General features: G+C 37.8%; 11 protein-coding genes. 8 read left to right on the plus strand and 3 right to left on the minus strand.

All coding sequences use genetic code 11. From position 1 onward, the window contains the following. The 7 genes from infB to H4J62_RS07665 all read left to right on the plus strand — a co-directional run. Positions 1-2,191, plus strand: a 2,191-nt coding sequence (gene infB / locus H4J62_RS07635) for a translation initiation factor IF-2 (RefSeq protein ID WP_182231320.1), incomplete at its 5' end; no start/stop codon positions are given. A 174-nt stretch (positions 2,192-2,365) separates the two neighbouring features. Then, positions 2,366-2,800: a 30S ribosome-binding factor RbfA gene (gene rbfA, locus H4J62_RS07640; RefSeq protein WP_182215444.1), complete on the plus strand. Its 435-nt coding sequence runs from the start codon at positions 2,366-2,368 to the stop codon at positions 2,798-2,800. Positions 2,801-2,811: 11 nt separating this feature from the next. Beyond that, complete coding sequence (gene truB / locus H4J62_RS07645) at positions 2,812-3,774, plus strand: tRNA pseudouridine(55) synthase TruB (RefSeq protein WP_182215442.1); 963 nt, start codon at positions 2,812-2,814, stop codon at positions 3,772-3,774. Positions 3,775-4,018: 244 nt separating this feature from the next. After that, the gene (rpsO, locus tag H4J62_RS07650) at positions 4,019-4,288 is read left to right on the plus strand and encodes a 30S ribosomal protein S15 (protein WP_070376186.1); all 270 of its coding nucleotides are present in this window, start codon (positions 4,019-4,021) and stop codon (positions 4,286-4,288) included. 347 nt (positions 4,289-4,635) lie between these two features. Beyond that, positions 4,636-6,753: a polyribonucleotide nucleotidyltransferase gene (gene pnp / locus H4J62_RS07655; protein WP_182215440.1), complete on the plus strand. Its 2,118-nt coding sequence runs from the start codon at positions 4,636-4,638 to the stop codon at positions 6,751-6,753. A gap of 96 nt (positions 6,754-6,849) precedes the next feature. After that, positions 6,850-7,746: a lipoprotein NlpI gene (nlpI, locus tag H4J62_RS07660; protein WP_182215438.1), complete on the plus strand. Its 897-nt coding sequence runs from the start codon at positions 6,850-6,852 to the stop codon at positions 7,744-7,746. A gap of 30 nt (positions 7,747-7,776) precedes the next feature. Beyond that, positions 7,777-9,159, plus strand: a complete 1,383-nt coding sequence (locus H4J62_RS07665) for a hypothetical protein (protein ID WP_182215436.1) — start codon at positions 7,777-7,779, stop codon at positions 9,157-9,159. A 48-nt stretch (positions 9,160-9,207) separates the two neighbouring features. Here the strand turns inward: H4J62_RS07665 and H4J62_RS07670 are convergent, their stop codons facing one another. Continuing rightward, the gene (locus H4J62_RS07670; protein ID WP_182215434.1) at positions 9,208-9,471 is read right to left on the minus strand and encodes a hypothetical protein; all 264 of its coding nucleotides are present in this window, start codon (positions 9,469-9,471) and stop codon (positions 9,208-9,210) included. Between the two features lie 179 nt (positions 9,472-9,650). On the opposite strand from H4J62_RS07670, the gene H4J62_RS07675 reads away from it, so the two are divergent. Then, positions 9,651-11,336: a SufS family cysteine desulfurase gene (locus tag H4J62_RS07675; protein ID WP_182215432.1), complete on the plus strand. Its 1,686-nt coding sequence runs from the start codon at positions 9,651-9,653 to the stop codon at positions 11,334-11,336. On the opposite strand, the gene tcdA is transcribed toward H4J62_RS07675, so the two are convergent. Beyond that, positions 11,327-12,127: a tRNA cyclic N6-threonylcarbamoyladenosine(37) synthase TcdA gene (gene tcdA / locus H4J62_RS07680; protein WP_182215431.1), complete on the minus strand. Its 801-nt coding sequence runs from the start codon at positions 12,125-12,127 to the stop codon at positions 11,327-11,329. The genes H4J62_RS07675 and tcdA overlap by 10 nt on opposite strands. Positions 12,128-12,811: 684 nt before the next feature. Further along, the gene (locus H4J62_RS07685) at positions 12,812-14,098 is read right to left on the minus strand and encodes a citrate synthase (RefSeq protein ID WP_182215429.1); all 1,287 of its coding nucleotides are present in this window, start codon (positions 14,096-14,098) and stop codon (positions 12,812-12,814) included. Positions 14,099-14,324: the final 226 nt, after the last annotated feature.

The following is a 14,324-nucleotide window of genomic DNA, read 5'->3' on the forward strand; positions in this document are numbered from 1 at the left end:
CGAAGCTAAAGCTAAGCAAGCAGCCGCAGCGAAAGCAAAAAATGCTGAAGAAGTACCAGTAAAAATTGCAGAAACTGAAGAAGCTAAAAAAGTTCGTCTTGCTCTAGAAGCTGAAACAAAAGCTAAGCTTGAAGAAGAAGCTAAAGAAGCAACAGCCGCCGCTAAAAAATTAGCAGAAGAAAATGAAGCGCGCTGGAAAGAACAAGAAGCTGAGCGTAAAGCTAAAGAGAAAGAGGTTGTTCATTTAACTTCTTCTAAATATGCTCAAGAAGCTGAAGATAAAAGTGACTCTGCTGATGAAAGTGGCCGTCGTCGTAAGAAGAAAAAAGCACCTGCAGACCGTAATGCTCGTGGCCGCAACAATGGTCGCGGTAAAGGTAAAACTTTATCTTCACCTGACAGCTTAAAACATGGTTTTACTAAACCAGTAGAAACAAAAGTACAAGATATTCGCATTGGCGAAACTATTTCGGTTGCTGAACTTGCCAATAAAATGGCTAAGAAAGGCGCAGAAGTTGTTAAAGCTATGTTCAAACTAGGCGCAATGGCAACCATTAACCAAGTTATTGACCAAGAAACAGCCGCACTTGTTGCTGAAGATATGGGTTTTGAAGTTGTACTTGTTAAAGAAAATGCCTTGGAAGAAGCTGTACTTGCTGACCGTCATCATACGGGTATCGAGATTACTCGTGCACCTGTTGTTACTATTATGGGTCACGTTGATCACGGTAAAACATCATTACTTGATTACATTCGTAAAGCGAAAGTAGCAGACGGTGAAGCCGGTGGTATTACTCAGCATATTGGTGCTTATCACGTAGAAACTGGTCATGGTATGATCACTTTCTTAGATACTCCAGGTCATGCTGCCTTTACTTCTATGCGTTCTCGTGGTGCTAAAGCAACCGATATCGTTATCATTGTTGTTGCTGCAGATGATGGTGTTATGCCACAGACTGTTGAAGCAATTCAACATGCTAAAGCATCTGATGCACCTATTATCATCGCTGTAAACAAGATGGATAAAGAAGGTGTTGATATCGAACGTGTTAAGAGTGAATTATCTCAACACGGTGTTTTATCTGAAGAGTGGGGCGGTGAAGTTCAATTTTGTCATGTCTCAGCTAAAACAGGTTTAGGTATTGATGACTTACTTGATTCAATATTGCTACAGTCTGAAGTTTTAGAGCTAACTGCTGTTGTCGATAAAATGGCAAGTGGTGTAGTTATTGAATCTAAATTAGATAAAGGCCGCGGCCCAGTAGCAACTATCCTGGTTCAAGAAGGTACTTTAAAGCAAGGTGATATTGTTCTTTGTGGTTTAGAATATGGCCGTGTTCGTGCAATGCGCGATGAAAATGGTAAAGATATTCAATCAGCAGGTCCATCTATCCCAGTTGAAATTATTGGTTTAAGTGGTGTTCCACAATCTGGTGATGAAGCGACTGTTGTTAAAGATGAGAAAAAAGCACGTGAAGTTGCTTTATTCCGTCAAGGTAAATTCCGTGATGTGAAACTTGCTCGTCAACAAAAAGCTAAACTTGAAAATATGTTTGCAAGTATGGCTGAAGGCGAAATTTCTGAAGTAAACGTTGTAATTAAGTCGGATGTTCAAGGTTCACTTGAAGCTATTAGTGACTCATTACTTAAGTTATCTACTGATGAAGTTAAAGTTAGAATCATAGGTTCAGGTGTTGGTGCTATTACTGAAACTGATGCGACATTAGCGGCGGCTTCAAATGCCATCGTGGTTGGTTTTAATGTTCGTGCTGATGCATCTGCGCGTAAAGTGATTGAATCTGAAAACATTGATTTACGCTACTATAGTGTTATTTACGCATTAATTGATGAAGTTAAACAAGCCATGAGCGGCATGTTAGCGCCAGAGTTCAAGCAAGAAATTATTGGTCTTGCACAAGTTCGTGACGTGTTTAAGTCGCCTAAAATCGGCGCAATCGCTGGTTGTATGGTTACTGAAGGTATCATTAAACGTAGTGCTCCAATTCGCGTATTACGTGACTTGGTTGTTATATACGAAGGTGAACTTGAATCACTTCGTCGTTTCAAAGACGATGTTGCAGAAGTTCGTAACGGTACTGAATGTGGTATCGGTGTTAAGAACTACAATGATGTTCGCGTTGGTGACCAAATTGAAGTATTCGAAACAATAGAAATTAAGCGTACGCTATAACTTTAGATTATTGCTGATTGATTGACTGCTTTTGTTGGTTAATCGGCTTCAATGTAATGAGATAGCTCACTTACTGTTGTACAAATACTAAATGGGGGCTTTGCCTCCATTTTTGTTTATATATTAAAAGTTATCAGGTAAAAGTCCTCGATAATTTTATTAGGAGAATTTCCTATGGCAAGAGAATTTGCCCGTACCGACCGTGTCGGACAAGAAATACAAAAAGAAATCGCGACTATTTTGATGCGCGAAGTTAAAGATCCACGCTTAGTCATGACAACAGTTTCTGCTGTCGAGTTGACACGTGATTTAGCTTACGCAAAAATATTCGTGACTTTTTTTACCAATGAAGCCTCAGAAATAAAAAGCTCCATTGAAGTGTTAAATGAAGCTGCTGGTTTTATTCGTTCGTTATTAGCGAAGAAATTACGTGCTCGTATTATGCCGCATTTACGTTTTGTTTATGACAGCTCTATGGCTGAAGGTGTTCGAATGAGTTCATTGGTTGATGAAGCTGTGGCTAGCGATAAGCATATTGCTGAAAGCTCAGAGCGAGATGCTACCGCCTCTAAAGAAGCAACTGATCTCAACAACGAAGAAAATTCATAGGGTACAGCTAGATGGCTAAACGCAGAAAAGGTCGCCCAATTAATGGGGTGATCCTACTTGATAAACCCTATGACATGTCATCGAACAGTGCTTTACAAAAAGTTAAGCGTATCTTCTTTGCACAGAAAGCCGGGCATACTGGGGCATTAGATCCACTTGCTACCGGTATGTTGCCGATTTGTTTAGGTGAAGCAACTAAGTTTTCTCAATTTTTACTTGATACTGATAAAACCTATCAAGTAACAGCAAAATTGGGTGTGCGCACTACAACCAGTGACGCTGACGGCGAAGTTGTTGCGGAAAAGCTGGTTGATGTATCAAGTGAGCAATTAGCAATAGCACTTGAGTCTTTTCGCGGTACCACACAACAAATTCCTTCCATGTACTCAGCGTTAAAATATAAAGGCCAGCCTTTATATAAATATGCGCGAGAAGGTGTTGAGGTCCCTCGTGAGTCACGAGATATTACGGTTTTTCGTTTAGACTTATTACGCTTTGAAGGTGATGAAGTAGATTTACATATTCATGTATCTAAAGGCACCTATATTCGTACTATCATCGACGATTTAGGCGAACTGCTTGGTTGTGGCGCACATGTTGCTAATTTACGCAGAAGTGCCGTGGGAAATTATCCTACAGATAAAATGGTAACACTGGAACAATTACAAGCATTAGTGGCACAAGCAGAAGAGCAAGAGTTAGCGCCTTCTACTTTACTTGACCCTTTATTGTTACCGATGACGACGGCCTGTGATGGTATCCCTGAGGTTTTTATAGATGATATGTCTGCTAACTTTTTACGCCACGGTAATCCAGTACAAGCAGCTAATGTTCCAGCTGAAGGTTTAGTGCAGGTTTTTGTTGGAGACAATATCAATGATGGAGAGTTCATTGGTGTTGGTCACATAGACGACAACGGTTTAATTGCACCAAAACGCATTGTTGTTTTAGACGAATTTTTGAAAACGCTGTAATAAATTATTTAACATTTTAGGATCTTGGCTGGTTATCGCCTATATCAGTAAAATAAAACAGCGTTTACTCATGGTTAAATGTTATATAGTCTAACGACAAGTTATTAATGGTGTGACACAAATATCAGTTGCAATTTCGTCTGTCGCTGATACAATGCGCGCTCTTTTGTCACCTTAGCTGAATTAGTGTTTGGCGAGGTGCGAATTTTAAGTACTTTCGAGTACATCACACTAAGGATTTATTATGTCTTTAAATGCTACAGAAAAAGCTGCAATCGTTGCAGAATATGCTCAAAAAGAAGGTGATACTGGTTCACCTGAAGTACAAGTTGCTTTGTTAACTACACAAATCAACCACCTACAAGGTCACTTCAAAGAGCACATCCATGATCATCACTCACGTCGTGGTTTATTGCGCATGGTTGCACAACGTCGTAAGTTACTTGATTACTTAAAAGGCAAAAACGTTGAGCGTTACACAACGGTAATCGCTAAATTAGGTCTACGTCGTTAAGATGTGACTTATTTGTTACCTTTTTTCTTAAAGGTAATATCAAAAAAAGGAGCTTTATAGCTCCTTTTTTTATTGCTAATTTACCGGGTAACTTGCCCAAACTTAGTCAAAGTACGCTTTTTTGTCTTTTCTTAATAACAATTCCCCTTTCTGGCTAGTAAATAGCGCGTTTGATAGTATAATGTGCCTGCAAATTTTTAGAAAATTTAAGCTTTTGCAAAACTAATCAATCCAAACTGTATAATTTTTTGTTCAACTTAAGCGGTTAAAATTTTGCTCTAAGTGAATAAATAATTGTACAGATTGGTTAATCAAGAAAATTTATATTTAGCTAAAAAGGAACATTTATGTTCAATACAGTGACAAAAACATTTGAATTCGGTCAACATACCGTTACTTTAGAAACTGGTGCTATCGCACGTCAAGCAACTTGTGCTGTTATGGCAAGCATGGACGATACGTGTGTATTAGTGTCTGTTGTTGGTAAGAAAGAAGCAAAACCAGGACAAGATTTTTTTCCATTAACAGTTAACTACCAAGAGCGTACATACGCAGCGGGTAAAATCCCAGGTGGTTTCTTTAAACGTGAAGGCCGTCCTTCTGAAGAAGAAACATTAATCTGTCGTTTAATTGACCGTCCAATTCGTCCACTTTTCCCAGATGGCTTTACTAACGAAGTTCAAGTTGTTATTACGGTTGTTTCTGCTAACCCAGAAATTGCCCCTGACATCATTTCTTTATTAGGTACGTCTGCAGCTTTAGCTATTTCAGGTATGCCATTTAGTGGTCCTGTTGGCGCAGCACGTGTTGGTTATACTGACGGCAAATACATTCTTAACCCATTACAATCTGAATTAGAAACGTCTAAGTTAAACTTAGTTGTTTCAGGTACTGATTCTGCAGTACTAATGGTTGAGTCTGAAGCTGATATTTTATCTGAAGAAGTTATGCTTGGCGCTGTTATGTATGGCCATGAGCAAATGCAAACGGCTATCACAGCAATTAAAGAAATGGCTGCTGAAGTTAACAATCCTAAGTGGGATTGGGTTGCACCAGTTAAGAATGCTGACCTTATTGCTAAAATTGCAGAATTGAGTGAAGCACAAGTTAACGAAGCTTACCAAATCACTGAAAAAGCTGTTCGTTACGAAAAAATCAAAGAAATCCGCGATGGTGTTGTTGAAACATTATTAGCAAGCGATGCAGATCTTAACGTTCAAGAAGCGAAAGATTTATTCCATGACTTAGAAAAAACCGTTGTTCGTGGTCGCATCACTAAAGGCATGCCTCGCATCGATGGTCGTGATCCTGAAATGATCCGTGCCCTAGACGTTATGACAGGCGTATTACCGAGAACTCATGGTTCTGCGGTATTTACTCGTGGTGAAACACAAGCGTTAGTTACGGCTACTTTAGGTACACAACGTGATGCACAGCGTCTTGATACTATTATGGGTGAGAAGACTGACGCATTTATGCTTCATTATAACTTTCCTCCATACTGTGTTGGTGAAACAGGTTTTGTTGGTTCTCCAAAGCGTCGTGAAATCGGCCATGGCCGTTTAGCAAAACGCGGTATGTTAGCGGTTATGCCTTCACTTGAAGAATTCCCATATGCTGTGCGTATTGTTTCTGAAATTACAGAATCAAATGGTTCATCTTCAATGGCTTCTGTTTGTGGTGCTTCATTAGCATTAATGGATGCTGGTGTACCAATTAAAGCTTCTGTTGCTGGTATTGCAATGGGCTTAGTTAAAGAAGGCGACGACTTTGTTGTTCTTTCAGACATTTTAGGTGATGAAGATCACTTAGGTGACATGGACTTTAAAGTAGCGGGTACTACTGGTGGTATTACTGCACTTCAAATGGACATTAAAATTGAAGGCATCACTAAAGAAATCATGCAACTTGCTTTAAACCAAGCAAAAGCTGCACGTACTCATATCCTATCTGTAATGGATGAAGCTATCTCTGGTCACCGTGATGATATTTCACAGTTTGCACCACGCATTCATACCATCAAAGTTAGCCAAGATAAAATTCGTGACATCATTGGTAAAGGTGGTGCTACTATCCGCATGCTTACAGAAGAAACAGGTACAACTATCGAGATTGATGACGATGGTACTGTTAAAATTGCTGCAACTAATGGTGAGCAAGCTGAAGATGCGATTAATCGTATTAAAGCATTAACGGCTGAAATTGAAGTAGGTACAATTTACCAAGGTAAAGTAGTACGTATCGTTGATTTTGGTGCTTTTGTTAACGTACTTCCGGGTAAAGATGGTTTAGTTCACATCTCTCAAATCTCTGACGAACGTGTTAATGCTGTAAGTGACGTATTAACTGAAGGCCAGGAAGTTACGGTTAAAGTACTTGAAGTCGACCGTCAAGGCCGTGTACGTTTAAGTATTAAAGAAGCTAATGAGAAAAAGGAAGCACCAGTAGCTGACGCTGCTGAATAGCTTACTTAAAAAGTTAGATAAAAAGGGAGCCTGATGGCTCCCTTTTTTATATACTAAAATGAGTCAATACAAAATTTCATTAGGTACATTATTTCTGTGAATAAATTCTTTAAAGTAGCGCTTGTCATCGTCATCTCATCTTTACAAGGTTGTGCAAGCAGCCCAGAAAATGACGATTCGCTCGCCATGAATCAACTTATCATTGTCGAACCATTAGCCATAAATTATAAAAGTGAAATAGCGATAGCGCGTCTAACTGATGTTATTCAAAGAGCTGAAATAACCGATGCCCAACGAGCTGAACTTTATTATGACCGCGGTGTTGTTTACGACAGTGTTGGTTTACGTTCATTAGCCCGTCTTGATTTCAATCGAGCTTTGCGTTTAAAGCCAGACTTTGTTGATGCCTATAATTTTTTAGGGATCCATTTCACCCAATTGCAAGAGTTCAACCAAGCTTACGAGGCTTTTGATTCGGCAATAGATTTAGCGCCTGAACATGAATATGCCTATTTAAATAGAGGGATTGCTTTATATTATGGGGGTCGTGCTGAACTATCTATTGATGATTTTAGTACTTTTCAGCAACGAAAAAGTAATGACCCTTACCGTATTTTATGGATGTATTTAGCCGAGTCAGCGGCAAATAACCTTAATGCGAAAACATCATTAAAGGTCGCGGCAGAGCAAGTTGAAGAGAGTGTTTGGGCTAAAAATATTATTCAACTTTATCTAGGTGAGATAACCGAGCAAGAATTTATCAGTCAATTATCAATAGGCGTAAATTCTAATAAGGCTTTAAGTGAACGTCTGTGCGAGGCATATTTCTACTTAGGTAAATACTATCAACTCAAAGACAATAATGAACTTGCAGCAAACTTTTTTAAATTAGCCTTAAGTACTAACGTCTATGAGTTTGTTGAACACAGATACGCCAAACTTGAGTTAGACTTAATGCGACAAGAAATTGTTAAAGCCGCTAAGTCGTCTTAATGTGTTGATGGATGTTATTTATACCTGCAAATGAAATATAAAGTCAGCTTAACCATCATCAGCTTATTGACTGTTATATCAATAAGCTCTTTTGTATCGGTAAACTCATTAATTAAAGCCGTAGAAAATGGTTACGCTAACCACTCACAATTAACCGTTATAGAAAAGCTTGGCTTAAACACTCTTTTGTATAAGCATTTAAATACTTATGTTGATAACGACCCAAGATGGCAAAATATTGCTAAATCACTGGCTAAAAGTGATGGAGAGGTGGCATTTAAATTAGCCCAATATTATAAAAATAAGCAAGGCGACAATAATAAAAATATCGAGCTATGGCTTGCACAAGCCATTCGATTAGGTCATCAGCAAGCAAGAATAGACTTAGCGAAAATTTATTTTTCCCATAACAAACTACTTGTGGCTAAAAAATTATTATTACCAATATCATCTAATGGATCTGCCCTAACGCTTTTACTTGAGATTTCAATTTCAATAGGACAGAAACCAGAAATAGACCGATATATTAAGCAACTTGAGACGATAAACGCAGACAAACCATCTGAAGAACTTGAGTCTTTTTCGAAAAAGCTATTGCATTACAATGTCTTAAATACTCCAAATATACCGTCACAAGCAAATTGTCTAGCGAGCATTGCGCCCTATGCAACGAATCTACGCGACTTAGCATATTTTGAAGAACTGATATCATCCTCGACGTTAGCAACATTACAACCTTACCTTTGTTTTTCACCGGTACAATACATCAGTAAAATAACACTCGCTTGTCACCAAAGTACTAATGAAGCGATTCGATGTGACGAATCTATCTGGCCAAATAATAAGCGAGTGTCAGTAGACAGGTTCATTGCGGTGCTTGTTGAAAAAGGCGGTGCTAACGTAAACGCGGGTATTTTATATATTGATCGTCATGATAATGCAGAAGTCTTTTACCATGAGCTGGCTCATCTACTTGGCTTTATTGATGAGTACGCGCTACCTAAAAATCATTCTCGTTGCTTGGCTGTGCAAAATGCGATGTTCTCCCATAATGTTGCAATTTTGCCCCGTTTTTATCAAGGCTCTCGTGAGAAAGTCCGTGCGATAATTCTCAGTGAATTACCTTGGGCTAAATATATTTCAAGGAAAACATCGTTAGTGACTCATACTGCGCAAGGTTGGAAATTAGGGACTGTTTCTAAAGAAGGTGATAGCGTGGGTGCTTTTATTGCTGAAAGCTGTAATGAAAAAGACTTTGTTGCAATAAAACCTTTAAAGCAAAGAACTAGGATGCGTTATTATCAAACAGGCTTTCCAGCTTTATACTTACAATTGCTAGCCGACAACCCCGAAAAGTTCTTAATGCCACACTATTTACATAATGTTAGTTTAGCAATAGAAGCAAAAAAATAACGCTTTCGCGCTATTTCTATCAGCCAGATTAGTTGAGAAGAGCTCTGCCTAACCTAAAGGAATAGGGCCAATAATTGGCTTACTCGCTTTAGTCGTCTCGTATTTATGGGTACTTTGAGACGTATTCATTTTCTTATTTGCCTTCTTAATAATCACAGTCGCGTTTTTAACTTTTGCTATCGGCCACATAGTATTGCGATTAAGTGCATTTATTCCTTCATCTGCGATGTCATTTGATACAGCTGTTGGTAAACCTTCTTGTGCAGGCTTTGGATGCTTATTTGCTTTAATGAACCATGAAAATAACTTCATACTTTTCACCCTTTATTTTCTTTACTGTTTAACTCTAGTTTAAAACAGATAAATTAACCTATTATTTTGGACTATTGTCTAAATAAACTAGTGAGACTCTTGATTGTTTAAATGATCAATTTTTATAGTATTATCAGGTATAATTATGTCAGTAATATTATCTTTGCATGCAATCTCTTATGAATAAATTCGATGTCAGCACATTTCGCCAGCATTTTCCTTTGCTCAGTAATACCGTCAACGACTTGCCCTTAGTTTATTTTGATAATGGCGCTACCACTCAAAAGCCTAATGTGGTTATCGATACCGAAGCTGAGGTGTATCAGCAATATAATGCTAATGTTCATCGCGCCTCACATGCTCTGAGTGCTAAAGCTACTTTGGCTTTTGAGCAAGCTAGAGCTAAGGTGCAACACTTTATTCAAGCCAAATACTTAGAAGAAATCATTTGGACTCCAGGTACAACGGGAGGAATTAATTTAATTGCTCAGAGTTGGGGGCAGAAAAACTTACAAGCGGGCGATGAAATATTATTAAGCCATGCTGAACACCACGCTAACATCGTGCCTTGGCAAATGATTGCCGAAAAAACTGGCGCTATTATTAAAGTTTTACCTTTAGATGCGAGCGGTCGTATCGATGAAAATAGCTTAGTAGATTATTTTAATGAAAAAACTAAGGTGGTTAGTTTTACGCATATTTCTAACGTGATTGGTAAAGTTAATCCCGTTAAAAAAATAATCACTTTAGCTAAAAAATTTAAAGCCATAACGGTTATTGACGGTGCTCAAGCTTGTGCCCACTTAGCACTAAATATGCAAACTCTAGACTGTGACTTCTACGTTTTTTCAGCACACAAAATGTTTGGACCCACGGGCGTTGGTGTTTTATACGGTCGACGTGACTTATTAACGGCTATGCCTCCTTATCAGGGGGGTGGGGAAATGATAAAAAAAGTTAGTTTTCAAGGAACATCATTTAATCAACTCCCCTTTAAATTTGAAGCTGGGACACCGAACTATGCTGGTGTTATTGCTTTCTCTGCCAGTATTGAATTCATTAATTCATTTGGAGTAGCTCAGTTAGCAAAATATGAAAGCTTACTGACATCCTACTGTTATGAAAAATTATCACAAATTAAAGCGGTTAAATTTGTTGTTGAGGACAAACCTGATATTAGCGTAGTTTCATTCACCGTCTTTGGTGCACATAATTACGATATTGCTAGCGGCCTAGATGCATATGGTATTGCCATCAGAAGTGGACATCATTGTGCGATGCCTTTAATGGACTATTTAAAATTAAGTGGCTGTATTAGAGTTTCATTAGCGGCTTATAATACTTATGCAGAAATTGATTTTTTTATTGAGAAACTAAATTTACTGATCCAAGGCACGGATGACAATGTTGATAAAATTATTATTGAACCATATCACTTAGCACAGCCGGTCAATTCAACTAATCACTCAGCTATGATAGTAAGATTTAGTTTATTAAAAGGTTGGGATTCTCGTCATCGAGAAATAATGATGTTGGGTAAGTCATTAGTCAGAATGGATAAAAGCTTCCGTAACAACACTAACTTGATTGTAGGATGCGAAAGTCATGCCTGGTTAATGGCAACTAAAAATACTCAAGATGAGTTTATTTTTAGTTGCGACAGTGACGCTAAAGTTATTCGAGGTTTAATGGTGATTATATTAGCTGCTTTTCAGCAGCTTTCATCGGCACAGATATTAGCGTTTGACGACCAATCTTATTTTTCAAAGTTGGGTTTGTTACAGCACTTGAGCCCATCACGTAGTAATGGTGTTAAAGCCATCGTTGAAAAAATTAAAATGATGGCAAGGCAACATCAAAGCTGATGCTTAGCTAAATATTTCTTAATTGCACGGCTGGTAGCAAAGAAAGCAAATGTGGCTGTAACGTGAGTAACCGCGCCAAAACCTGAGCTGCAATCTAACCGTACCGTACCATTTTGAGTTTGCTTTGCGTGACAAACATTGCCATTTTCATCAGGATAAACCAGTTGTTCAGTAGAAAAAACGGCATCAATTGAAAACTTTCGCTTATTGCTTGTTTTTGCATCGGCTTTCGGGAAGTTAAATTCACGGCGCAGTTGATTTTTTACCTTAGCAAGCAATGGATCTTGATAAGTTTGGCTCAAGTCACAAAGTTGAATCTTACTTGGATCTGTTTGCCCTCCTGCGCCACCAATAGTAATTACCGGTATTTTATTACGTTTACAATGAGCAATAATAGCCGTTTTTATTTTCACTGAGTCAATAGCATCGATGACATAATCAAAATCGTTACTTAATAGTTCACGCAAATTATCAAAAGTGACAAAATCTTCAATGACATTCACCTGACAGCTTGGATTAATTTGCTTAATACGTTCAGCCATCACATCGACCTTACTTTCTCCAATCGTTTCAGTAAGTGCGTGAATTTGTCTATTGATATTGGTTGTGCAGATATCATCTAAATCAATTAATGTTATCGAACCAATCCCTGTTCTTGCTAAAGATTCAGCAGCCCAAGAACCAACACCACCGATGCCTATCACACAGAAGTGCGCTTTTTCTAATAAAGCAGCACCTGCAGCGCCGTAAAGACGCGCAATTCCACCAAATCTCATTTGATATTCAGACATACCGTAATCATTAACTCATAAAATTTTTAACATTATAAGGGTGAATTAACACTGAATACAGCAAATCCCGTAAGCAATTAACTTTTTTCTTTATCTCGCTATTTTTACCCTTAACAATGACGACTTTATCCGCTGGCTGCACCTTAATTTAAAGTGTTGAGGCAGCAGAATTGTAATGGTTTGGTTGATTTATTAATAAATCAATCAATGATTGTGAGAGTGTAAGGTGACAATTACAGTCGATTTAGCTGGGTATAGTGTTGGAAAAATAAATATGCAGTGGCAAGGTATTAATTATTTTACTTATAATTAATAAATCATCAGTATTTTAAACAATTATTGTAGTAATTTTTAGCTATTATCGGTATAGATTTGGCCCGGAATTAAGCTGAACTATCGGTCTGTGTTTTTTTAATTTACTGTTTATTAATACTATTTTTTATGTGTATAGCTAGTATTCTTTATTGTTATAATGATTATTTATTGGGCTGTTTTATGTTTTTATCAAGATAAAGCTGTTTTTATTGCAGTAAAGAGAAAATTATTACTAAGGCGAGGCAAAAGAAATTTCCTGATAATCAAAGAAAAAAGGGTTATTAATTGTTTTTATGATGCGACTAAAATTGAAGGAATAAAAAAGGTAGCGTGAGCTACCTTTCAAAGAGTGATTTATAAAATAAATAATTATCTTTTATTTAATGGGATAAATTCACGGTCAATTTCACCAATATAGTTTTGACGAGGACGACCAATTTTTTGACCCGCTTGACCTAACATTTCATCCCAGTGAGAAATCCAACCCACGGTACGAGACATAGCAAATACTACTGTGAACATGTTGGTAGGAATACCGATAGCTTTCAAGATGATACCTGAATAAAAATCTACATTCGGGTAAAGTTTTTTCTCAATAAAGTATGGGTCTTCAAGGGCCACTTTTTCAAGAGCCATTGCCACGTCTAAAAGAGGATCTTTTATGCCTAACTCTTTCAATACTTCATGACATGTTTCACGCATTACTGTTGCGCGTGGATCAAAGTTTTTGTAAACACGATGTCCGAAACCCATTAAGCGAAATGAATCACTCTTATCTTTAGCACGAGCAACAAATTCGTCAACACGCTCTAATGTACCAATTTGCTCAAGCATTTTTAAGCAGGCTTCGTTAGCGCCGCCATGTGCAGGGCCCCACAAAGATGCTACGCCTGCAGCGATACATGCATAAGGGTTAGCACCAGAAGATCCAGCTAAACGAACTGTTGAAGTTGAAGCGTTTTGCTCGTGATCTGCATGCAATGTAAATATTCTATCCATGGCACGGGCAACAGTAGGGCTAACAACATACTCTTCTGCTGGTACAGAGAACATCATATGTAAGAAGTTTTCTGCATAGCTTAATTCATTACGTGGATAAACGAATGGTTGGCCAATACTGTATTTGTAAGCCATTGCTGAAATAGTTGGCATTTTAGCAATTAAGCGATGCGCACTGCGCATACGTTGCACAGGATCTTCAATGTCTAAATCACTATGATAAAATGAAGACATAGCACCAACAACACCACAAAGCATTGCCATTGGGTGTGCGTCAGGCAAGAAACCTTGGAAAAAATGAGCCAGTTTCTCGTGAACCATAGTATGGTTGGTAATAATATCAACAAATTCATCATATTGAGTTGATGTTGGTGCATCACCATTTAACAAAATATAACAAACTTCTAGATAGTTAGCTTGTTTAGCTAAACTGTCAATTGGATAACCACGATGTTGTAAAATACCCTTACCACCATCGATATAAGTAATAGCTGATTCACATGAAGCGGTTGCTAAGAAACCCGGGTCATAAGTGAAATAACCATAATTACCCAAAGTTCTGATGTCTATTACGTCGTTACCGGCGCTACCTGAAAGTATTGGTAAATCTGCAACTACGTTACCATCAATACTGAGAGTGGCTTTAGATTCAGCCATATGTTTAATCCCCTATAAATTATTTAATTCGCTTGCTGAACTTACTTTTGAAAAGTTAGTCAGTTTTTATGAATATAAAACTGACCGTATTCTACTTCATTATACCCCCTTAAAGTCAAACCAATTGTTTCTACCTTAGACTAAAGTTAAAGAATTGCTAAAATAGGTTAAATAATAGTCTGATACCTTTGAAATAAAGGTGAAATTCTCGCGTAAGAAAATTGTA

Origin of the sequence: Colwellia sp. BRX8-5 (genome assembly GCF_014077325.1) — a bacterium.
Classification (GTDB): domain Bacteria; phylum Pseudomonadota; class Gammaproteobacteria; order Enterobacterales; family Alteromonadaceae; genus Colwellia_A.